The organism is Klebsiella sp. ZJOU C1 (assembly GCF_035620215.1).
GTDB lineage: Bacteria > Pseudomonadota > Gammaproteobacteria > Enterobacterales > Enterobacteriaceae > Klebsiella > Klebsiella variicola.
The window spans coordinates 5,418,724-5,439,378 of record NZ_CP141644.1 but is presented as its reverse complement, the minus strand read 5'-3'; the positions used below and the strand labels follow the sequence as shown (position 1 = coordinate 5,439,378).

The 20,655-nt window shown below is 53.8% G+C and carries 20 protein-coding genes; all 20 read left to right on the top strand.

Annotated features, from left to right (window positions below):
* The first annotated feature begins 99 nt into the window (after positions 1-99).
* The 20 genes from asnC (at position 100) to phoU (ending at position 20,633) form a co-directional block, all read left to right on the top strand.
* The gene (asnC, locus tag SPE70_RS26110; RefSeq protein ID WP_002882510.1) at positions 100-558 is read left to right on the top strand and encodes a transcriptional regulator AsnC; all 459 of its coding nucleotides are present in this window, start codon (positions 100-102) and stop codon (positions 556-558) included.
* A gap of 98 nt (positions 559-656) precedes the next feature.
* Positions 657-1,097 carry an FMN-binding protein MioC gene (gene mioC, locus SPE70_RS26105; RefSeq protein WP_008806716.1) on the top strand — a complete coding sequence of 147 codons (441 nt, stop codon included), beginning with the start codon at positions 657-659 and terminating at the stop codon, positions 1,095-1,097.
* Positions 1,098-1,478: 381 nt separating this feature from the next.
* Entirely contained in the window at positions 1,479-3,368 is a 1,890-nt protein-coding gene (mnmG, locus tag SPE70_RS26100; protein ID WP_008806717.1) for a tRNA uridine-5-carboxymethylaminomethyl(34) synthesis enzyme MnmG, read from the top strand.
* Between the two features lie 116 nt (positions 3,369-3,484).
* The gene (gene rsmG, locus SPE70_RS26095; RefSeq protein ID WP_008806718.1) at positions 3,485-4,108 is read left to right on the top strand and encodes a 16S rRNA (guanine(527)-N(7))-methyltransferase RsmG; all 624 of its coding nucleotides are present in this window, start codon (positions 3,485-3,487) and stop codon (positions 4,106-4,108) included.
* 616 nt (positions 4,109-4,724) lie between these two features.
* A complete protein-coding gene (atpI, locus tag SPE70_RS26090; protein ID WP_008806719.1) occupies positions 4,725-5,105 on the top strand; it encodes a F0F1 ATP synthase subunit I in 381 nt (126 codons plus the stop codon).
* Between the two features lie 8 nt (positions 5,106-5,113).
* Entirely contained in the window at positions 5,114-5,929 is an 816-nt protein-coding gene (gene atpB, locus SPE70_RS26085; RefSeq protein WP_012969241.1) for a F0F1 ATP synthase subunit A, read from the top strand.
* A 48-nt stretch (positions 5,930-5,977) separates the two neighbouring features.
* On the top strand, positions 5,978-6,217 hold the full coding sequence (gene atpE / locus SPE70_RS26080; protein WP_000429386.1) for a F0F1 ATP synthase subunit C: 240 nt from the start codon (positions 5,978-5,980) through the stop codon (positions 6,215-6,217).
* 50 nt (positions 6,218-6,267) lie between these two features.
* A complete protein-coding gene (gene atpF / locus SPE70_RS26075) occupies positions 6,268-6,738 on the top strand; it encodes a F0F1 ATP synthase subunit B (RefSeq protein WP_004107293.1) in 471 nt (156 codons plus the stop codon).
* 14 nt (positions 6,739-6,752) lie between these two features.
* Positions 6,753-7,286 carry a F0F1 ATP synthase subunit delta gene (atpH, locus tag SPE70_RS26070; RefSeq protein WP_004202307.1) on the top strand — a complete coding sequence of 178 codons (534 nt, stop codon included), beginning with the start codon at positions 6,753-6,755 and terminating at the stop codon, positions 7,284-7,286.
* A gap of 12 nt (positions 7,287-7,298) precedes the next feature.
* The gene (gene atpA, locus SPE70_RS26065) at positions 7,299-8,840 is read left to right on the top strand and encodes a F0F1 ATP synthase subunit alpha (protein WP_012543303.1); all 1,542 of its coding nucleotides are present in this window, start codon (positions 7,299-7,301) and stop codon (positions 8,838-8,840) included.
* A 50-nt stretch (positions 8,841-8,890) separates the two neighbouring features.
* Positions 8,891-9,754: a F0F1 ATP synthase subunit gamma gene (gene atpG / locus SPE70_RS26060; protein ID WP_008806722.1), complete on the top strand. Its 864-nt coding sequence runs from the start codon at positions 8,891-8,893 to the stop codon at positions 9,752-9,754.
* 26 nt (positions 9,755-9,780) lie between these two features.
* Positions 9,781-11,163 carry a F0F1 ATP synthase subunit beta gene (atpD, locus tag SPE70_RS26055; protein ID WP_008806723.1) on the top strand — a complete coding sequence of 461 codons (1,383 nt, stop codon included), beginning with the start codon at positions 9,781-9,783 and terminating at the stop codon, positions 11,161-11,163.
* Positions 11,164-11,183: 20 nt separating this feature from the next.
* Entirely contained in the window at positions 11,184-11,603 is a 420-nt protein-coding gene (locus SPE70_RS26050) for a F0F1 ATP synthase subunit epsilon (protein WP_008806724.1), read from the top strand.
* A gap of 693 nt (positions 11,604-12,296) precedes the next feature.
* Positions 12,297-13,667, top strand: coding sequence for a bifunctional UDP-N-acetylglucosamine diphosphorylase/glucosamine-1-phosphate N-acetyltransferase GlmU (gene glmU, locus SPE70_RS26045; RefSeq protein ID WP_016162025.1), 1,371 nt, complete (start codon positions 12,297-12,299; stop codon positions 13,665-13,667).
* 183 nt (positions 13,668-13,850) lie between these two features.
* The gene (gene glmS, locus SPE70_RS26040) at positions 13,851-15,680 is read left to right on the top strand and encodes a glutamine--fructose-6-phosphate transaminase (isomerizing) (protein ID WP_008806727.1); all 1,830 of its coding nucleotides are present in this window, start codon (positions 13,851-13,853) and stop codon (positions 15,678-15,680) included.
* Positions 15,681-16,017: 337 nt separating this feature from the next.
* A complete protein-coding gene (pstS, locus tag SPE70_RS26035; RefSeq protein WP_012543307.1) occupies positions 16,018-17,058 on the top strand; it encodes a phosphate ABC transporter substrate-binding protein PstS in 1,041 nt (346 codons plus the stop codon).
* A 128-nt stretch (positions 17,059-17,186) separates the two neighbouring features.
* Positions 17,187-18,146, top strand: coding sequence for a phosphate ABC transporter permease PstC (pstC, locus tag SPE70_RS26030; RefSeq protein WP_004145004.1), 960 nt, complete (start codon positions 17,187-17,189; stop codon positions 18,144-18,146).
* Positions 18,146-19,036: a phosphate ABC transporter permease PstA gene (gene pstA / locus SPE70_RS26025; RefSeq protein ID WP_008806730.1), complete on the top strand. Its 891-nt coding sequence runs from the start codon at positions 18,146-18,148 to the stop codon at positions 19,034-19,036. The genes pstC and pstA overlap by 1 nt, the downstream gene beginning before the upstream one ends.
* A gap of 47 nt (positions 19,037-19,083) precedes the next feature.
* On the top strand, positions 19,084-19,857 hold the full coding sequence (pstB, locus tag SPE70_RS26020; RefSeq protein WP_004145006.1) for a phosphate ABC transporter ATP-binding protein PstB: 774 nt from the start codon (positions 19,084-19,086) through the stop codon (positions 19,855-19,857).
* 50 nt (positions 19,858-19,907) lie between these two features.
* Positions 19,908-20,633 (top strand): phosphate signaling complex protein PhoU, encoded by a 726-nt coding sequence (phoU, locus tag SPE70_RS26015; RefSeq protein WP_004145007.1) that lies wholly within the window; start codon positions 19,908-19,910, stop codon positions 20,631-20,633.
* Positions 20,634-20,655 lie beyond the last annotated feature (22 nt).

Sequence of the window (20,655 nt, the reverse complement as noted above, 5' to 3'; positions counted from 1 at the left end):
CAATACAATAATCAATCAATAAAAAGCCGCATCGACTTTTAATTCATCAAAATATGACGCTAAAATAGCAAGAACCCTCAAACTTCATAAGAAAAAGATATGGAAAATTATCAGATCGACAATCTGGACCGCGGCATTCTCGATGCGCTGATGGCCAACGCCCGTACCGCCTATGCCGAACTGGCTAAACAGTTCAGCGTCAGCCCGGGCACCATTCATGTGCGCGTCGAAAAGATGAAACAGGCGGGTATCATTACCGGTGCGCGCATTGACGTCAGCCCCAAGCAGCTGGGCTATGATGTCGGCTGCTTTATCGGCATTATTCTCAAGAGCGCCAAGGACTACCCTTCCGCCCTTGCTCGCCTGGAAAGCCTGGAGGAGGTCACCGAGGCTTATTACACCACCGGCCACTACAGCATCTTTATTAAGGTGATGTGTAAATCCATCGATGCCCTGCAGCAGGTACTTATCAACAAGATCCAAACAATTGATGAAATTCAGTCCACCGAGACGCTGATCGTGCTGCAGAACCCGATCATGCGTACCATCAAGCCCTGATCGCTTTTTTTAATCCCACATTTTTCCACAGGTAGATCCCAGCTCGCTCACAGCGTACAATACGCCACTCTGAACAGTTGAGCGGGCGATCGGCGATCATGGCAGACATTACACTTATCAGCGGCAGCACCCTGGGCAGTGCGGAATATGTAGCAGAGCATCTGGCGGAAAAGCTGGAAGAAGCCGGCTACAGCACTGAAATCCAGCACGGTCCGCTGGTTGACGATCTGCAGGCGGAAGGGATCTGGTTAGTTATCTCTTCAACGCATGGCGCCGGCGACATTCCCGACAACCTGGTTCCCTTCTATGACGCATTGCTGGAGCAGAAGGCCGATCTTTCCGCCGTGCGCTTTGGCGCCATCGGGATCGGCAGCCGCGAATACGACACCTTCTGCGGGGCGATCGATAAATTAGAAGCAGCATTGAAGGCCAGCGGCGCAAAACAGATCGGCGAAACGCTGAAAATTAACGTACTGGAACATGAAATTCCGGAGGATCCAGCGGAAATCTGGCTGGGATCCTGGAAAAATTTGCTCTGAGAATTGTAAAGATCGTCGGATCTTCTGTGGATAACCATGCTTAAAAGCTTGGATCAACCGGTAGTTATCCAAAGAATAACCGTCGTATGGTTTTTGTGCTGTGTATAACCCTTCATTTTGATCCCAGCTTATACGGACCAGGATCACCGATCATTCACAGATAGTGATCCTTCTTAAGCTTTTGATCTTACATCGTGGATCCGACTTATCCACAAAGAGAGTCGATCCTAATAAGAGATCACAATAGAACAGATCTCTATATAAAGATCTTCTTTTTAATACTCAGGATCCCGGAGTCTTTCTCAAAAGACCAAAGCCGAGTAGAATCCACGGCCCGGGCTTCAATCCATTTTCAAACCGCGTTATGCGAGGCAGATCACCATGTTTTATCAGGATCCTTTTGACGTCATTATCATTGGCGGGGGTCATGCAGGCACTGAGGCGGCGATGGCCGCAGCGCGAATGGGCCAACAAACCCTGCTTTTGACACACAATATCGACACACTGGGGCAGATGAGCTGCAACCCGGCGATTGGCGGCATTGGGAAAGGACACCTGGTAAAAGAAGTGGACGCACTCGGCGGATTGATGGCAACCGCGATCGATCAGGCGGGTATTCAGTTTAGGATACTAAACGCCAGCAAAGGGCCCGCGGTACGTGCCACTCGCGCCCAGGCAGACCGCGTGCTGTATCGTCAGGCGGTACGCACCGCGCTGGAGAACCAGCCGAACCTGATGATCTTCCAACAGGCAGTGGAAGATCTGATTGTGGAAAACGATCGCGTCGTGGGCGCCGTCACCCAGATGGGCCTCAAATTCCGCGCTAAAGCGGTGGTGTTGACCGTCGGGACCTTCCTCGATGGCAAAATTCATATTGGTCTGGACAACTACAGCGGCGGCCGTGCCGGCGATCCGCCGTCAATCCCGCTGTCTCGTCGTCTGCGTGAGCTGCCGCTGCGCGTAAGTCGTCTGAAAACCGGTACCCCGCCACGTATTGACGCCCGCACCATCGATTTCAGCGTGCTGGCGCAACAGCACGGCGATAACCCGATGCCGGTCTTCTCGTTCATGGGATCCGTGGATCAGCATCCGCGTCAGGTGCCCTGCTATATCACCCACACCAACGAGAAAACCCATGACGTGATCCGTAATAACCTCGATCGCAGCCCAATGTACGCTGGGGTGATCGAAGGGATCGGGCCACGCTATTGTCCGTCGATCGAAGACAAAGTCATGCGCTTTGCCGATCGCAATCAGCACCAGATCTTCCTTGAACCGGAAGGCCTGACCTCAAACGAAATTTATCCCAACGGTATCTCCACCAGCCTGCCGTTTGATGTGCAAATGCAAATCGTCCGCTCAATGCAGGGGATGGAGAACGCCCGGATCGTCCGTCCCGGCTACGCCATTGAGTACGATTTCTTCGACCCACGCGATCTGAAGCCAACGCTTGAGAGCAAATTTATTCAGGGTCTGTTCTTCGCCGGCCAGATCAACGGTACCACCGGTTATGAAGAAGCCGCTGCTCAGGGTCTGCTGGCTGGACTTAACGCTGCCCGCTTCTCTGCGGAAAAAGAGGGCTGGGCGCCGCGTCGCGATCAGGCTTACCTCGGCGTGCTGGTGGATGACCTGTGCACTCTGGGTACCAAAGAACCGTACCGCATGTTTACCTCCCGTGCCGAATATCGTCTGATGCTGCGCGAAGATAACGCCGACCTGCGCCTGACCGAACAGGGGCGTGAGCTGGGTCTGGTGGACGATGAACGCTGGGCGCGGTACAACGAAAAGCTGGAAAGCATTGAACGTGAACGTCAGCGTCTGAAATCGACCTGGGTGAATCCGCAGGCAGAGAGCGCCGCCGAAGTGAATGCTCACCTGACGGCGCCGCTGTCGCGTGAAGCGAGTGGTGAAGATCTACTGCGTCGTCCGGAAATGACCTACGAGCAACTGATTCAGCTGTCGCCGTTCGCACCGGGACTGGAAGATCAACAAGCGGCCGAGCAGGTAGAGATCCAGGTGAAGTATGAAGGTTACATCGCTCGCCAGCAGGATGAGATCGAGAAACAGCAGCGTAATGAGAATACCGTGCTGCCGGCGACGCTCGATTACCGCCAGGTCACCGGGCTGTCTAACGAAGTGATCGCCAAACTGAACGACCATAAGCCGTCGTCGATAGGGCAGGCGTCACGCATTTCCGGGATCACGCCGGCGGCGATCTCTATTTTGTTGGTTTGGCTGAAAAAGCAGGGGATGCTGCGCCGCAGCGCCTGATTGCGGCCGCCTGCCTGCGCTGATTTCACTGTTGCATAATCAGCGTTCGCCTTTATCATTCATAGCCCGGTAAGCGTTAGCGCCTCCGGGCTCATTATTTTTTGAAGGTACAGACTGTGCTCAACAAACTTTCTCGTCTGCTGGATGAAGCGGGTATTTCGCTCACCGATCACCAGAAAAACCAGCTGGTGGCCTACGTCGGGCTGCTCGATAAGTGGAACAAAGCCTATAACCTGACCTCCGTTCGCGATCCGAATGAGATGCTGGTGCGTCATATCCTCGACAGCATCATCGTGGCGCCTTATCTGCAGGGCTCGCGCTTTATCGATGTCGGGACCGGACCGGGGCTCCCTGGCATTCCACTGGCCATCGTGCGTCCGGAGTCGCATTTCACCCTGCTCGACAGTCTCGGCAAGCGCGTGCGCTTCCTGCGTCAGGTGCAGCATGAGCTGAAGCTGGATAATGTCACCCCGGTGCAGAGCCGCGTGGAAGCCTTCCCGGCCGAACCGCCGTTTGACGGTGTGATAAGCCGCGCCTTCGCATCGCTCAATGATATGGTGAGCTGGTGCCATCATCTGCCGGCAGCGAACGGTCACTTCTATGCACTCAAAGGGTTAGCGCAAAAAGACGAAATGGAAAACCTGCCGGAAGGGTATGGTATTGCCGAGGTGATTGAGCTGCATGTTCCTCAGCTGGAAGGGGAGCGGCACCTGGTGGTGATTCAACCAAAATCGCGTTAATTTTTATCAAAAAATGTGGAAAAAATGTCGCCCGCGGATGTTACAAAAATAAAGGTCACTCCGCGATATTATCGGGCTGCATTTAACCATGTTTTTACTATGGCTTTTCCTGCGGTTAACTTAGCATAAGTGATTCACTGACAAAATAGTCAACTTTGAAAATATCAGGGTGCTAAAAATCGACACGGATAAACAGCATAGTGATGTTAAATTTTTATTATAAATGTCAATAAAAGGTTTTTATTGTATGTGAGGTTGTTTTAGATAATGTCCTCACTTTTTATCTTGAATATCAAAAGCATGAAAAATAGTGTTTTATGTCCTTGATTCATTAAAGGGCGCTTGAAATGTTTATTATGTGATCTAATGCACGCTTTAATTGCCGTGTTTCCACGTTATTTGCAGTTTTGTATGACTGCTCACAGAACGCTGAAATGCACGGAAAGTTGTCCGTTGGAAAATAATTAAACATTTATTCACTATTTTGCTACTTATTGTTTGAAATCACGGGGCGTCACCGTATAATTTGTCCGCTTTTTGATGCTTGACTCTTCGTCTTAAAGGACGTTTTATACGACACGCGACATACCTCAAAGGGAGCAGGAGTAAAAACGTGATGTCAGTGTCGCTCTTGAGTCGAAACGTTGCTCGCAAGCTTCTGTTTATTCAGTTACTGGCAGTAATAGCAAGTGGACTGCTGTTCAGCCTCAAAGACCCCTTCTGGGGCATTTCCGCAGTATGCGGCGGTTTGGCGGTGGTTTTGCCGAACCTGATGTTTATGATTTTTGCCTGGCGTCATCAGGCGCATACACCAGCAAAAGGCCGTGTGGCCTGGACCTTCGCCTTCGGTGAAGCCTTCAAGGTGTTGCTGACCTTCGCCCTTCTGGCGATGGCGCTGGCTGTTTTAAAAGTGGTATTTATGCCGCTGATCGTGACGTGGGTTTTGGTGCTGGTGGTACAAGTTCTGGCGCCAGCTGTAATCAACAACAAAGGGTAAAAGGCATCATGGCTTCAGAAAATATGACGCCGCAGGAATACATAAGTCACCATCTGAACAACCTTCAGATTGACTTGCGTACTTTCTCGCTGGTGGATCCGCACAACCCCCCGGCCACCTTCTGGACGCTCAACATTGACTCCATGTTCTTCTCGGTGGTTCTCGGTCTGCTGTTCCTGGCCATGTTCCGTAGCGTTGCTAAGAAAGCGACCAGCGGCGTACCAGGGAAATTCCAGACCTTCATCGAAATGATCATCGGCTTCGTCCATGGCAGCGTCAAAGACATGTACCATGGTAAGAGCAAGGTTATCGCGCCGCTGGCGCTGACCGTGTTCGTCTGGGTCTTCCTGATGAACCTGATGGACCTGCTGCCAATCGACCTGATTCCTTATATCGGCGAACACATTTTCGGCCTGCCTGCACTGCGCGTGGTTCCGTCTGCCGACGTGAACATCACCCTGTCGATGGCGCTTGGCGTGTTCATCCTGATTATTTTCTACAGCATCAAAATGAAAGGCGTAGGTGGGTTCGTTAAAGAACTGACCATGCAGCCGTTCAATCACTGGGCGTTCATTCCTGTCAACTTAATCCTTGAAGGGGTAAGCCTGCTGTCCAAACCGGTTTCTCTCGGTCTGCGACTGTTCGGCAACATGTATGCCGGTGAGCTGATTTTCATTCTGATTGCTGGTCTGTTGCCGTGGTGGTCACAGTGGGTTCTGAATGTGCCTTGGGCCATTTTCCACATCCTGATTATTACGCTGCAAGCCTTCATCTTCATGGTTCTGACGATTGTCTATCTGTCGATGGCGTCTGAAGAGCATTGATTTTTACCAACACTACTACGTTTTAACTGAAACAAACTGGAGACTGTCATGGAAAACCTGAATATGGATCTGCTGTACATGGCTGCCGCTGTGATGATGGGTCTGGCGGCAATCGGTGCTGCGATCGGTATCGGCATCCTCGGAGGTAAATTCCTGGAAGGCGCAGCGCGTCAACCGGATCTGATTCCTCTGCTGCGTACTCAGTTCTTTATCGTTATGGGTCTGGTGGATGCTATCCCGATGATCGCTGTAGGTCTGGGTCTGTACGTGATGTTCGCCGTCGCGTAGTAAGTTGTTAGAAACCTAAGCCACAGAGTTAATTAAAGAGGTATTGTGCTGTGAACATGAACGCAACAATCCTCGGCCAGGCCATCGCGTTTGTTATCTTCGTATGGTTCTGCATGAAGTACGTATGGCCGCCTTTAATGGCTGCCATCGAAAAACGCCAGAAAGAGATTTCTGACGGTTTAGCTTCTGCAGAACGCGCTAAGAAAGATTTGGACCTTGCACAGGCCAACGCGACCGACCAGCTGAAAAAAGCGAAAGCGGAAGCCCAGGTAATCATTGAGCAGGCGAACAAGCGTCGCTCTCAGATTCTGGACGAAGCTAAAGCTGAAGCAGAACAGGAACGCACCAAAATCGTTGCACAAGCGCAGGCTGAAATTGATGCTGAGCGTAAACGTGCACGTGAGGAGCTGCGTAAGCAGGTCGCTATCCTGGCTGTTGCTGGCGCCGAGAAGATCATCGAACGTTCCGTGGATGAAGCTGCTAACAGCGACATCGTGGATAAACTTGTCGCTGAACTGTAAGGAGGGAGGGGCTGATGTCTGAATTTGTAACGGTAGCTCGCCCCTACGCCAAAGCAGCTTTTGACTTTGCCGTCGAACACAACAGTGTTGAACGCTGGCAGGATATGCTGGCGTTTGCCGCCGAAGTGACCAAAAACGACCAAATGGCAGAGCTTCTCTCCGGTGCTTTGGCGCCGGAAACGCTCTCAGAAGCGTTTATCGCTATCTGCGGTGAGCAACTCGACGAAAACGGCCAGAACCTGATTAAGGTAATGGCGGAAAACAATCGTCTGAAGGTGCTCCCGGACGTTCTTGAGCAATTCATTCACCTGCGCGCGGCCAGTGAGGCCATCGCAGAGGTAGAAGTAATATCTGCCAACCAACTGAGTGATGAACAGCTTGCCAGGATCGTCAGCGCGATGGAAAAACGTCTGTCACGCAAAGTTAAGCTGAATTGCAAAATCGATAAGTCTGTTATGGCAGGTATTATCATCCGTGCGGGTGATATGGTCATTGATGGCAGCGTACGCGGCCGTCTTGATCGCCTTGCAGACGTCTTGCAGTCTTAAGGGGACTGGAGCATGCAACTGAATTCCACCGAAATCAGCGAACTGATCAAGCAGCGCATTGCTCAGTTCAATGTTGTGAGCGAAGCTCATAACGAAGGTACTATTGTTTCTGTAAGTGACGGTGTTATCCGCATCCACGGCCTTGCCGAATGTATGCAGGGTGAGATGATCTCCCTGCCGGGTAACCGTTACGCTATCGCATTGAACCTGGAGCGTGACTCCGTTGGTGCCGTGGTGATGGGTCCGTATGCTGACCTCGCCGAAGGCATGAAGGTTAAATGTACTGGCCGTATCCTGGAAGTTCCGGTTGGCCGTGGCCTGCTGGGCCGTGTGGTTAACACCCTGGGCGCGCCAATTGATGGTAAAGGTCCGCTGGAAAACGACGGTTTCTCCGCCGTAGAAGCGATCGCACCGGGCGTCATCGAACGTCAGTCCGTCGATCAGCCGGTACAGACCGGTTATAAATCCGTTGACGCCATGATCCCAATCGGTCGTGGTCAGCGTGAACTGATCATCGGCGACCGTCAGACCGGTAAAACTGCGCTGGCTATCGATGCCATCATCAACCAGCGTGATTCCGGTATCAAGTGCGTCTATGTTGCTATCGGCCAGAAAGCGTCCACCATCTCTAACGTGGTGCGTAAACTGGAAGAGCACGGCGCGCTGGCTAACACCATTGTGGTGGTAGCGACTGCATCCGAATCTGCTGCACTGCAATACCTGGCGCCATACGCGGGTTGCGCAATGGGCGAATACTTCCGCGACCGCGGTGAAGATGCGCTGATCATTTACGATGACCTGTCTAAACAGGCTGTTGCTTATCGTCAGATCTCCCTGCTGCTCCGTCGTCCGCCAGGACGTGAAGCCTTCCCGGGCGACGTATTCTACCTCCACTCTCGTCTGCTGGAGCGTGCTGCGCGTGTTAACGCCGAATACGTTGAAGCTTTCACCAAAGGTGAAGTGAAAGGGAAAACCGGTTCTCTGACCGCACTGCCGATTATCGAAACGCAGGCGGGTGACGTTTCCGCATTCGTTCCGACCAACGTAATCTCCATTACCGATGGTCAGATCTTCCTGGAAACCAACCTGTTTAACGCCGGTATTCGTCCTGCGGTTAACCCGGGTATCTCCGTATCCCGTGTTGGTGGTGCAGCGCAGACCAAGATCATGAAGAAACTGTCCGGTGGTATCCGTACCGCACTGGCGCAGTATCGTGAACTGGCAGCGTTCTCCCAGTTTGCATCCGACCTTGACGATGCAACCCGCAAACAGCTGGACCACGGTCAGAAAGTGACCGAGCTGCTGAAACAGAAACAGTATGCGCCGATGTCCGTCGCGCAGCAGTCTCTGGTTCTGTTCGCAGCAGAACGTGGTTACCTGGCTGATGTAGAACTGGCGAAAATCGGTAGCTTCGAAGCCGCTCTGCTGGCTTACGTCGACCGTGATCACGCTCCGCTGATGCAAGAGATTAACCAGTCCGGTGGCTATAACGACGAAATCGAAGGCAAGCTGAAAGGCATCCTCGATTCCTTCAAAGCAACCCAGTCCTGGTAACGTCTGGCGGTCTGTCTTAGGGCAGGCCGCAAGGCATTGAGGAGAAGCTCATGGCCGGCGCAAAAGAGATACGTAGTAAGATCGCAAGCGTCCAGAACACGCAAAAGATCACTAAAGCGATGGAGATGGTCGCCGCTTCCAAAATGCGTAAATCGCAGGAGCGTATGGCGGCCAGCCGTCCTTACGCAGATACTATGCGCAAAGTGATTGGTCACCTTGCGAACGGTAATCTGGAATATAAGCACCCTTACCTGGAAGAACGCGACGTTAAGCGCGTGGGCTACCTGGTGGTGTCGACCGACCGTGGTCTGTGCGGCGGCTTGAACATTAACCTGTTCAAGAAACTGCTGGCGGAAATGAAAGCATGGTCCGATAAAGGCGTTCAGTGCGACCTCGCAATGATCGGCTCTAAGGGCGTCTCTTTCTTTAACGCCGTTGGCGGTAACGTGGTTGCACAGGTGACCGGTATGGGGGATAACCCCTCCCTGTCCGAACTGATCGGCCCGGTAAAAGTGATGTTGCAGGCCTATGATGAAGGCCGTCTGGACAAGCTGTACGTTGTCAGCAACAAATTTATTAACACCATGTCTCAGGTTCCGACGATCACTCAGCTGCTGCCGTTACCGGCATCAGAAGACGCTGATCTGAAACGTAAATCCTGGGATTACCTGTACGAACCTGATCCGAAAGCGCTGCTGGATACCCTCCTGCGTCGTTATGTCGAATCTCAGGTCTATCAGGGCGTGGTAGAAAACCTGGCCAGCGAGCAGGCCGCACGTATGGTGGCGATGAAAGCCGCGACCGACAATGGCGGCAGCCTGATTAAAGAGCTGCAGTTGGTATACAACAAAGCTCGACAGGCCAGCATTACTCAGGAACTCACCGAGATCGTCGGTGGTGCATCCGCGGTATAACCAGGTTAATTCGTAGAGGATTCAAGATGGCTACTGGAAAAATTGTCCAGGTAATCGGCGCCGTAGTTGACGTCGAATTCCCTCAGGATGCCGTACCGCGCGTGTACGAAGCTCTTGAGGTGCAGAATGGTAAAGAAGTTCTGGTGCTGGAAGTTCAGCAGCAGCTCGGCGGCGGTATCGTTCGTACCATCGCCATGGGGTCTTCCGATGGTCTTCGCCGCGGTCTGGAAGTAAAAGACCTCGAGCACCCAATCGAAGTCCCGGTAGGTAAAGCAACACTGGGTCGTATCATGAACGTACTGGGTCAGCCGGTCGACATGAAAGGCGACATCGGTGAAGAAGAGCGTTGGGCTATCCACCGCGCAGCACCTTCCTATGAAGAGCTGTCCAGCTCTCAGGAACTGCTGGAAACCGGTATCAAAGTTATCGACCTGATGTGTCCGTTCGCGAAGGGCGGTAAAGTTGGTCTGTTCGGTGGTGCGGGTGTAGGTAAAACCGTAAACATGATGGAGCTGATCCGTAACATCGCGATCGAGCACTCCGGTTACTCTGTGTTTGCGGGCGTCGGTGAGCGTACTCGTGAGGGTAACGACTTCTACCACGAAATGACCGACTCCAACGTTATCGATAAAGTATCCCTGGTGTACGGCCAGATGAACGAGCCGCCGGGAAACCGTCTGCGCGTTGCGCTGACCGGCCTGACCATGGCTGAGAAATTCCGTGACGAAGGTCGTGACGTTCTGCTGTTCGTCGATAACATCTATCGTTACACCCTGGCCGGTACTGAAGTATCCGCACTGCTGGGTCGTATGCCTTCAGCGGTAGGTTATCAGCCGACTCTGGCGGAAGAGATGGGCGTTCTGCAGGAACGTATCACCTCCACCAAAACCGGTTCTATCACCTCCGTACAGGCGGTATACGTACCGGCGGATGACTTAACTGACCCATCCCCAGCCACTACCTTTGCTCACTTAGATGCAACCGTAGTACTGAGCCGTCAGATCGCTTCCCTGGGTATTTACCCGGCCGTTGACCCGCTGGACTCCACCAGCCGTCAGCTGGATCCGCTGGTTGTTGGTCAGGAACACTACGACACCGCGCGTGGCGTTCAGTCCATCCTGCAGCGTTATCAGGAACTGAAAGATATCATCGCCATCCTCGGTATGGACGAACTGTCTGAAGAAGACAAACTGGTGGTAGCTCGCGCACGTAAGATCCAGCGCTTCCTGTCCCAGCCGTTCTTCGTAGCAGAAGTCTTTACCGGTTCTCCGGGCAAATACGTGGCGCTGAAAGACACGATCCGTGGCTTTAAAGGCATCATGGAAGGCGAATACGATCACCTGCCAGAGCAGGCGTTCTACATGGTCGGTTCCATCGACGAAGCCGTGGAAAAAGCCAAAAAACTTTAACGCCTTAATCGGAGGGTGATATGGCAATGACTTACCACCTGGACGTCGTCAGCGCAGAGTTACAAATGTTCTCTGGTCTGGTCGAAAAAATCCAGGTAACGGGTAGCGAAGGTGAACTGGGTATTTACCCGGGACACGCGCCGCTGCTCACCGCCATTAAGCCTGGTATGATTCGCATCGTTAAACAGCACGGTCATGAAGAGTTTATCTATCTGTCTGGCGGCATTCTTGAAGTGCAGCCTGGCAGCGTGACCGTTCTGGCGGATACCGCAATTCGCGGTCAGGACCTCGACGAAGCGCGAGCGCTGGAAGCGAAACGCAAAGCCGAAGAGCACATTAAGAGCTCCCATGGCGATGTGGATTACGCTCAGGCGTCTGCGGAACTGGCCAAAGCGATCGCTAAACTGCGCGTTATCGAGTTGACCAAAAAAGCGATGTAACACCGGCTTGAACGTAAAAAGCCAGTCTGGTTTCCAGGCTGGCTTTTTTTATGGCCAGCGGCTGGCGAGCGGATAAAGTGAAAACAGGATCCACCCTTAATTGTTATTGATTAGTTAAATGATGAGGCGTAGACTCTATTTTTGTGATGTATGTCACATAAAGAGCGTTATCAAACTGCACCTGCGTCAGGAAATCATCATGAAACTGTTCCATAAAATCATCGCCAAATTCAGCGTACTGAGCTTCTAAGCCACGCGCTATTCCCCGGCTTGCACGACGTATCGCCCATCAAAACGACAACACTGGCGATGTGCAACCGGTAAATGAAGGTCACCTGACGGTGGCCTTTTGTATTTTATTGATGCCACCAATCACTTCAGCTCTTCCCTGCCTGCGGCTGATTTACACTCAGTCGGCTCATCTCCTGTTGATCTCCGCCAATAGGGCCGCGCTCTGCCGCTTTATTCAGGTGGCGAAAAAACAGCAAAAGCAGTGAGATAGTCAATGATTACCCTCCCCACCCCCCTTTTTCAGCGTTAAACTGATTTGCAGTGGTTAAAAATAGCGTCATAAAATGGTGTATAACCGCGGGCTTGGGCGTTTTCTCCACGTCTCGTTTTATGATGAAAAATATGTAGAAATTTCAACGTGAAAGGCTTTTACTTTCCGTTCTAACTACCGTCAGGATGAGTATGTCAAATAGTGCGATGAGCGTGGTTATCCTTGCCGCAGGCAAAGGGACCCGCATGTATTCCGATCTTCCTAAGGTGCTGCATACCCTGGCCGGGAAGCCAATGGTGCAGCATGTCATTGATGCCGCTAACGATTTAGGCGCATGTGCGGTGCATCTGGTGTACGGTCACGGTGGCGATCTGCTGCGTCAGACCCTCCATGAAGACAACCTGAACTGGGTGCTGCAGGCTGAGCAGCTCGGAACCGGACACGCTATGCAGCAGGCGGCACCCTTCTTCAATGATGATGAAGACATTCTGATGCTCTATGGCGACGTGCCGCTGATCTCGGTTGAGACGCTACAGCGCCTGCGCGCCGCGAAACCACTGGGTGGCATTGGTCTGCTGACGGTGAAGCTGGATGACCCAACGGGCTACGGCCGCATTACCCGTGAAAATGACCAGGTGACGGGCATCGTTGAGCACAAAGATGCCAGCGAGGCCCAGCGCCAGATCCAGGAAATCAACACCGGGATCCTGATCGCCGGCGGAGCAGACCTCAAGCGCTGGCTGGCGAAGCTCACCAATAACAACGCTCAGGGCGAATACTACATCACCGATATCATCGCCATGGCGTATCAGGAAGGGCGCGAGATCGTCGCGGTGCATCCGCAGCGCCTGAGCGAAGTCGAAGGCGTCAACAATCGCCTGCAGCTTGCGCGCCTGGAGCGCGTCTACCAGGCTGAGCAGGCAGAAAAATTACTGCTGGCGGGCGTGATGCTGCGCGATCCGGCGCGTTTCGATCTGCGCGGTACGCTGCAGCACGGGCGCGATGTGGAGATCGATACTAACGTTATTCTGGAAGGCAATGTAGTGCTGGGCGATCGTGTGAAAATCGGCGCCGGCTGCGTGATTAAAAACAGCACCATCGGCGATGACTGCGAAATCAGCCCCTATAGCGTGGTGGAAGATGCCCAGCTGCAGGCTGCCTGCACCATCGGCCCATTTGCCCGTCTGCGCCCGGGTGCCGAACTGCTGGAAGGCGCCCACGTTGGCAACTTCGTGGAAATGAAAAAAGCGCGTCTCGGGAAAGGCTCCAAGGCAGGTCATCTGACCTATCTGGGCGATGCGGAGATCGGTGATAACGTCAATATCGGCGCCGGCACCATCACCTGCAACTACGATGGCGCGAATAAACACAAAACGATTATTGGCGATGATGTCTTTGTCGGCTCGGATACCCAGCTGGTGGCGCCCGTCACGGTAGGCAACGGCGTCACTATCGCCGCCGGGACCACCGTCACGCGCAATATCGCCGATAACGAACTGGTGTTGAGCCGCGTACCGCAGGTCCACAAGCAGGGCTGGCAGCGTCCGGTGAAGAAGAAATAATTTGGATTATCGCCGGGGAAATATGCCCGGCGAACCAGGATGAGAGGGTCAATATAGACCCCCGTCCGCAGGCAGTACCATAACAATAACCCCACTCTCTACAAGGCTCGGGGCGCCCGGAAAACGGGCAAATACAGGTCAGCGACAACGCATGGCATATCGCCATTATCAGGAAATTTAACTATGTGTGGAATTGTTGGCGCAGTCGCGCAGCGTGATATTGCTGAAATCCTTCTCGAAGGTTTACGTCGTCTGGAATACCGTGGGTATGACTCTGCCGGTCTGGCGGTGGTCGACAGCGAAGGTCATATGACCCGCGTGCGTCGCCTGGGTAAAGTTCAGATGCTGGCTCAGGCGGTAGAAGAGCAGCCGTTACATGGTGGTACCGGGATCGCCCATACTCGCTGGGCGACGCACGGCGAACCGTCCGAGAGCAATGCGCATCCGCATGTTTCTGAACACATTGTGGTGGTCCATAACGGGATCATTGAGAACCATGAGCCGCTGCGTGCCCTGCTGCAGTCTCGTGGTTATGTCTTCGTCACCGAGACCGATACCGAAGTTATCGCCCATCTGGTGCACTGGGAGCTGGAACAAGGTGGTACCTTGCGTGAAGCCGTGCTGCGCGCTATTCCGCAGCTGCGCGGCGCCTACGGTACGGTGATCATGGATACCCGTGACCCGGGAACCCTGCTGGCGGCTCGCTCCGGTAGCCCGCTGGTGATTGGCCTGGGAATGGGCGAAAACTTTATCGCTTCCGACCAGCTGGCATTGCTGCCAGTGACCCGCCGCTTTATCTTCCTCGAAGAGGGCGATATTGCCGAAGTCACTCGCCGCTCGGTGGTGATTTTCGATAAATCTGGCGCGGAAGTGAAACGCCAGGAGATCGAATCCAATCTGCAGTATGACGCTGGCGATAAAGGTATCTACCGCCACTATATGCAGAAAGAGATTTTCGAGCAGCCGAACGCGATTAAGAACACCCTGACCGGGCGCATCAGCCATGGCGAAGTGGATCTCAGCGAGCTGGGGCCGAACGCCAATGAAATGCTGGCTCAGGTTGAACATATTCAGATTGTTGCCTGCGGGACTTCCTATAACTCCGGGATGGTCTCCCGTTACTGGTTCGAAGCATTAGCCGGCGTCCCATGCGATGTAGAAATCGCCTCGGAATTCCGCTATCGCAAGTCCGCGGTGCGTCGCAATAGCCTGATGATCACCCTCTCCCAGTCGGGTGAAACCGCCGATACCCTGGCGGCGCTGCGTCTGTCGAAAGAGCTGGGCTATCTCGGCTCGCTGGCTATCTGCAACGTACCGGGCTCGTCACTGGTGCGTGAGTCCGATCTGGCGCTGATGACCAAAGCCGGAACGGAAATCGGCGTGGCCTCGACCAAAGCCTTTACCACTCAGCTAACCGTGCTGTTGATGCTGGTGGCGAAGCTGGCGCGACTGAAAGGTCAGGATGCGTCTATCGAGCATGATATCGTGCACGGCCTTCAGGCCCTGCCGAACCGTATCGAGCAGATGCTCTCCCAGGACAAGCGTATTGAGCAGCTGGCGGAGCGTTTCTCTGATAAGCACCATGCGCTGTTCCTTGGCCGCGGCGATCAGTACCCGATCGCCATGGAAGGGGCGCTGAAGCTGAAAGAGATCTCCTACATTCACGCGGAAGCCTATGCGGCGGGCGAGCTTAAGCACGGCCCGCTGGCGCTGATTGATGCGGAAATGCCGGTGATTGTGGTGGCGCCGAACAACGAGTTGCTGGAAAAACTGAAATCCAACATCGAAGAGGTTCGTGCCCGCGGCGGTGAGCTGTATGTCTTCGCCGACGGTGAAGCCGGCTTCAACGGTAGCGACAACATGCACATCATCGAGATGCCGCATGTCGAAGAGACGATCGCCCCTATCTTCTATACGGTACCGCTGCAGCTGTTGGCTTATCACGTCGCGCTGATCAAAGGCACTGACGTTGACCAGCCGCGTAACCTGGCGAAATCGGTAACGGTTGAGTAAAACCATCATTACTTGCAAAGGGCTGCCGGCGGCGGCCCTTTTTATTTTCACCTGCTGTTTATTACCGAACTTGCGCGAAATATTTTGGCTGGCGGTAGGTGACAAACGAACGTTTTGCGGTCCGATTTCGCTGTCATAAAAAGAAAATTATTCTGTCATTGCACGGTCATGATTACAGATAACTATCTGAGTTATATATTTATTATTTGCTGTAAAATCCCTTCTTTCGGCCTGTCATAAAACTGTCATAATTCGTACATTTTACTGTCACCTCTTTGACCTATTTTGCTCACCATAGCCTCGAAACAATGATTTACGAATCCCAGCAGGAGACATTATGAACGTTATGCGTACCACCGTCGCAACAGTTGTCGCCGCGACCTTATCGATGAGCGCTTTCTCTGCCTTCGCAGCAGCAAGCCTGACTGGCGCAGGCGCAACTTTCCCTGCGCCGGTGTATGCCAAATGGGCTGACACCTATCAGAAAGAAACCGGCAATAAAGTGAACTACCAGGGTATTGGTTCCTCTGGTGGAGTTAAGCAGATTATTGCCAACACCGTTGATTTCGGTGCTTCTGATGCTCCGCTGGCTGATGACAAACTGACCCAGGAAGGTCTGTTCCAGTTCCCGACCGTGATTGGCGGCGTGGTACTGGCGGTTAACCTGCCTGGCGTGAAATCCGGCGAACTGGTGCTGGATGGCAAAACCCTCGGTGATATCTACCTGGGTAAAATTAAAAAATGGGATGACGCAGCGATCGCTAAACTCAACCCGGGCCTGAAGCTGCCGTCGCAGAACATCGCCGTGGTCCGCCGCGCCGATGGTTCCGGTACCTCCTTCGTCTTCACCAGCTACCTGTCCAAAGTGAATGAAGAGTGGAAATCGAAAATCGGCGCCGGCTCTACCGTTAACTGGCCAACCGGCCTGGGCGGTAAAGGCAACGACGGTATCGCCGCCTTTGTTCAGCGTCTGCCGGGCTCGATTGGTTACGTTGAATACGCTTACGCCAAGCAAAACAACCTCGCGTATACCAAGCTGGTCTCTGCCGACGGCAAGCCGGTTAGCCCGACTGAAGACAACTTCGCTAACGCCGCAAAAGGCGTTGACTGGAGCAAGTCTTTCGCTCAGGACCTGACCAACCAGAAAGGCGAAAATGCATGGCCGATCACCTCAACCACCTTCATCCTGGTGCATAAGGCGACCAACAAGCCGGAACAGACCGCTGAAGTGCTGAAGTTCTTCGACTGGGCGTATAAAAACGGCGGGAAAGAAGCGAATGCGCTGGATTACGCGACGCTGCCGGAAAGCGTGGTAGAGCAGGTTCGCGCGGCATGGAAAACCAACGTCAAAGACAGCAGCGGTAAAGCGCTGTACTAACAGTAGATTTTTGACGAAGATGGCGGGGGCGTTCAGGCGCTGCCCGCCCTACGGTTCAGACTGTAGGCCCGGAAGCGAACGCCACCGGGCATTTATTCGAACAAGTTTTAATACGTAAAGAGTAATCTATGGCTGCAACCAAGCCTGCATTTACCCCTCCGGGGAAAAAGGGTGACATGATTTTCAGTGCGCTGGTAAAACTGGCTGCGCTGATTGTGCTATTGATGCTGGGCGGCATCATCGTTTCCCTGATCATCTCTTCCTGGCCGAGCATTCAAAAGTTTGGCTTTGCTTTTTTGTGGACCAAAGAGTGGGATGCGCCCAACGAAATCTTCGGCGCGCTGGTACCGATTTACGGAACCCTGGTGACCTCCTTTATCGCGCTGCTGATCGCCGTCCCGGTGAGCTTTGGCATCGCGCTGTTTCTGACCGAACTGTCCCCCGCCTGGCTCAAGCGTCCGCTGGGCATTGCGATTGAGCTGCTGGCGGCAATCCCGAGTATCGTGTACGGCATGTGGGGCCTGTTTATTTTCGCCCCGCTGTTTGCGACTTACTTCCAGGAGCCGGTCGGTAACGTTCTGTCGACCATCCCGTTCGTCGGCGCGCTGTTTGCCGGCCCGGCGTTTGGTATCGGTATTCTCGCCGCTGGCGTCATTCTGGCCATCATGATCATCCCTTATATCGCCGCGGTCATGCGTGATGTTTTCGAACAGACGCCGGTGATGATGAAAGAGTCGGCCTATGGCATCGGCTGCACCACCTGGGAGGTGATCTGGCGCATTGTCTTACCGTTCACCAAGAATGGGGTGATCGGCGGGGTGATGCTCGGTCTGGGCCGCGCGCTGGGTGAAACCATGGCGGTCACTTTTATCATCGGCAACACCTACCAGCTCGACAGCATCTCGTTGTATATGCCAGGGAATAGTATTACCTCCGCGCTGGCTAATGAGTTCGCCGAAGCGGAAACCGGCCTGCACGTGGCGGCGCTGATGGAGCTGGGCCTGATCCTGTTCGTTATCACCTTTATCGTTCTGGCCGCGTCTAAGTTCATGATTATGCGCCTCGCGAAGAATGAGGGGGCACGCTAATGGCGACCATTGAATTGCAAACCTCTACCGAGCTGGCGGAGTCCCGTCGCAAGATGCAGGCCAAACGCCGTATGAAGAACCGTATCGCTCTGGCGCTGTCGATGGCGACCATGGCGTTTGGTTTGTTCTGGCTTATCTGGATCCTGATGGCGACGATAACCCGCGGTTTCGATGGCATGAGTCTGGCGCTCTTCACCGAAATGACGCCGCCGCCGAATACGGCGGGCGGTGGCCTGGCTAACGCCCTCGCCGGCAGCGGCCTGCTGATCCTGTGGGCAACCGTCTTTGGTACGCCGCTGGGCATCCTCGCCGGAATTTATCTGGCGGAGTATGGCCGCAAATCGGTGCTGGCGGAAATCATCCGTTTTATCAACGATATTCTGCTTTCCGCGCCGTCTATCGTGGTCGGCCTGTTCGTCTACACCATCGTGGTGGCGCAGATGCAGCACTTCTCGGGCTGGGCGGGCGTTATCGCGCTGGCGCTGCTGCAGGTGCCTATCGTTATTCGTACCACCGAAAACATGCTGAAGCTGGTGCCGGATAGCCTGCGTGAAGCGGCCTATGCGCTGGGGACGCCGAAGTGGAAGATGATCTCGGCGATCACCCTGAAAGCGTCCGTCTCAGGGATTATGACCGGGATCCTGCTGGCTATCGCCCGTATCGCCGGGGAAACGGCGCCGCTGCTGTTCACTGCGCTGTCCAACCAGTTCTGGAGCACCGACATGATGCAGCCGATTGCTAACCTGCCGGTGACCATTTTCAAATTTGCCATGAGTCCGTTTGCGGAGTGGCAGCAACTGGCATGGGCCGGGGTATTGATTATCACCCTGTGCGTCTTGCTGCTGAACATCCTGGCGCGCGTTATCTTCGCCAAGAAGAAACACGGTTAATTTTTTGCGGCGCAGCGACTGCTGCGCTGAATGAGGAAGAGATAGAGATGAGTATGGTGAATACAGCTCCGGGTAAGATTTCAGTTCGTAACCTGAACTTCTACTACGGCAAATTCCATGCCCTGAAGAACATCAACCTGGATATCACCAAAAACCAGGTGACGGCGTTTATCGGTCCGTCAGGCTGTGGTAAATCCACCCTGCTGCGCACGTTCAACAAAATGTTCGAACTGTATCCGGAGCAGCGTGCGGAAGGCGAGATCCTGCTGGATGGCGACAACATTCTGACCAACACCCAGGATATCGCCCTGCTGCGCGCTAAGGTTGGCATGGTGTTCCAGAAACCAACGCCGTTCCCGATGTCCATTTATGACAATATCGCCTTCGGCGTGCGCCTGTTTGAAAAGCTGTCCCGTGCCGATATGGACGAGCGCGTGCAGTGGGCGCTGACCAAAGCCGCATTATGGAACGAAACCAAAGATAAACTGCACCAGAGCGGGTATTCTCTCTCCGGTGGCCAGCAACAGCGCCTGTGCATCGCGCGCGGTATCGCGATCCGTCCGGAAGTCCTGCTGCTTGATGAGCCGTGCTCCGCGCTGGACCCGATCTCCACCGGGCGTATCGAAGAGCTGATCACCGAGCTGAAACAGGACTACACCGTCGTTATCGTGACTCACAACATGCAGCAGGCTGCGCGTTGCTCCGACCATACGGCATTTATGTATCTTGGCGAGCTGATTGAGTTCAGCAACACGGACGACCTGTTCACCAAGCCCGCAAAGAAACAAACTGAAGATTATATTACTGGCCGCTACGGTTGATTTGCCCTTGTGCTTTCAGGCTCTCACCAGTTGGGCAATCAGGAGACACCATGGACAACCTAAATCTTAACAAACATATTTCCGGCCAGTTCAACGCTGAACTGGAGTATATCCGCACCCAGGTGATGACCATGGGTGGGCTGGTGGAGCAACAGCTTTCTGATGCGATCACCGCTATGCATAACCAGGACAGCGATCTGGCGAAACGCGTCATCGACGGCGACAAGCAGGTCAACATGATGGAAGTGGCGATCGACGAGGCCTGCGTGCGCATCATCGCCAAGCGCCAGCCGACCGCCAGCGACCTGCGCCTGGTGATGGCGATCATCAAGACTATCGCTGAGCTGGAACGCATCGGCGACGTGGCGGATAAAATCTGCCGCACCGCGCTGGAGAAGTTTTCCCAGCAGCACCAGCCGCTGCTGGTGAGCCTCGAATCGCTGGGCCGTCACACGGTGCAGATGCTGCATGACGTACTGGATGCGTTTGCGCGTATGGATCTCGACGAAGCGGTACGTATCTATCGCGAAGATAAGAAAGTCGACCAGGAGTATGAAGGCATTGTGCGCCAGCTGATGACCTACATGATGGAAGACTCGCGCACTATCCCCAGCGTCCTGACCGCGCTGTTCTGCGCGCGCTCCATCGAGCGTATTGGCGACCGCTGCCAGAATATCTGCGAATATATTTTCTACTTCGTCAAAGGTCAGGATTTCCGTCACGTTGGCGGCGATGAGCTGGATAAACTGCTCGCCGGCAAAGATCCGAAAGAGTAATAATCATTCTGTCTAATTCTGG

Bases quoted from the DNA above. Each gene is read 5' to 3' on its own strand.
- asnC (WP_002882510.1), top strand. From the start codon at position 100: ATGGAAAATTATCAGATCGACAATCTGGACCGCGGCATTCTCGATGCG.
- mioC (WP_008806716.1), top strand. From the start codon at position 657: ATGGCAGACATTACACTTATCAGCGGCAGCACCCTGGGCAGTGCGGAA.
- mnmG (WP_008806717.1), top strand. From the start codon at position 1,479: ATGTTTTATCAGGATCCTTTTGACGTCATTATCATTGGCGGGGGTCAT.
- atpI (WP_008806719.1), top strand. From the start codon at position 4,725: ATGTCAGTGTCGCTCTTGAGTCGAAACGTTGCTCGCAAGCTTCTGTTT.
- atpB (WP_012969241.1), top strand. From the start codon at position 5,114: ATGGCTTCAGAAAATATGACGCCGCAGGAATACATAAGTCACCATCTG.
- atpE (WP_000429386.1), top strand. From the start codon at position 5,978: ATGGAAAACCTGAATATGGATCTGCTGTACATGGCTGCCGCTGTGATG.
- atpH (WP_004202307.1), top strand. From the start codon at position 6,753: ATGTCTGAATTTGTAACGGTAGCTCGCCCCTACGCCAAAGCAGCTTTT.
- atpA (WP_012543303.1), top strand. From the start codon at position 7,299: ATGCAACTGAATTCCACCGAAATCAGCGAACTGATCAAGCAGCGCATT.
- atpG (WP_008806722.1), top strand. From the start codon at position 8,891: ATGGCCGGCGCAAAAGAGATACGTAGTAAGATCGCAAGCGTCCAGAAC.
- atpD (WP_008806723.1), top strand. From the start codon at position 9,781: ATGGCTACTGGAAAAATTGTCCAGGTAATCGGCGCCGTAGTTGACGTC.
- SPE70_RS26050 (WP_008806724.1), top strand. From the start codon at position 11,184: ATGGCAATGACTTACCACCTGGACGTCGTCAGCGCAGAGTTACAAATG.
- glmU (WP_016162025.1), top strand. From the start codon at position 12,297: ATGTCAAATAGTGCGATGAGCGTGGTTATCCTTGCCGCAGGCAAAGGG.
- glmS (WP_008806727.1), top strand. From the start codon at position 13,851: ATGTGTGGAATTGTTGGCGCAGTCGCGCAGCGTGATATTGCTGAAATC.
- pstS (WP_012543307.1), top strand. From the start codon at position 16,018: ATGAACGTTATGCGTACCACCGTCGCAACAGTTGTCGCCGCGACCTTA.
- pstC (WP_004145004.1), top strand. From the start codon at position 17,187: ATGGCTGCAACCAAGCCTGCATTTACCCCTCCGGGGAAAAAGGGTGAC.
- pstA (WP_008806730.1), top strand. From the start codon at position 18,146: ATGGCGACCATTGAATTGCAAACCTCTACCGAGCTGGCGGAGTCCCGT.
- pstB (WP_004145006.1), top strand. From the start codon at position 19,084: ATGAGTATGGTGAATACAGCTCCGGGTAAGATTTCAGTTCGTAACCTG.
- phoU (WP_004145007.1), top strand. From the start codon at position 19,908: ATGGACAACCTAAATCTTAACAAACATATTTCCGGCCAGTTCAACGCT.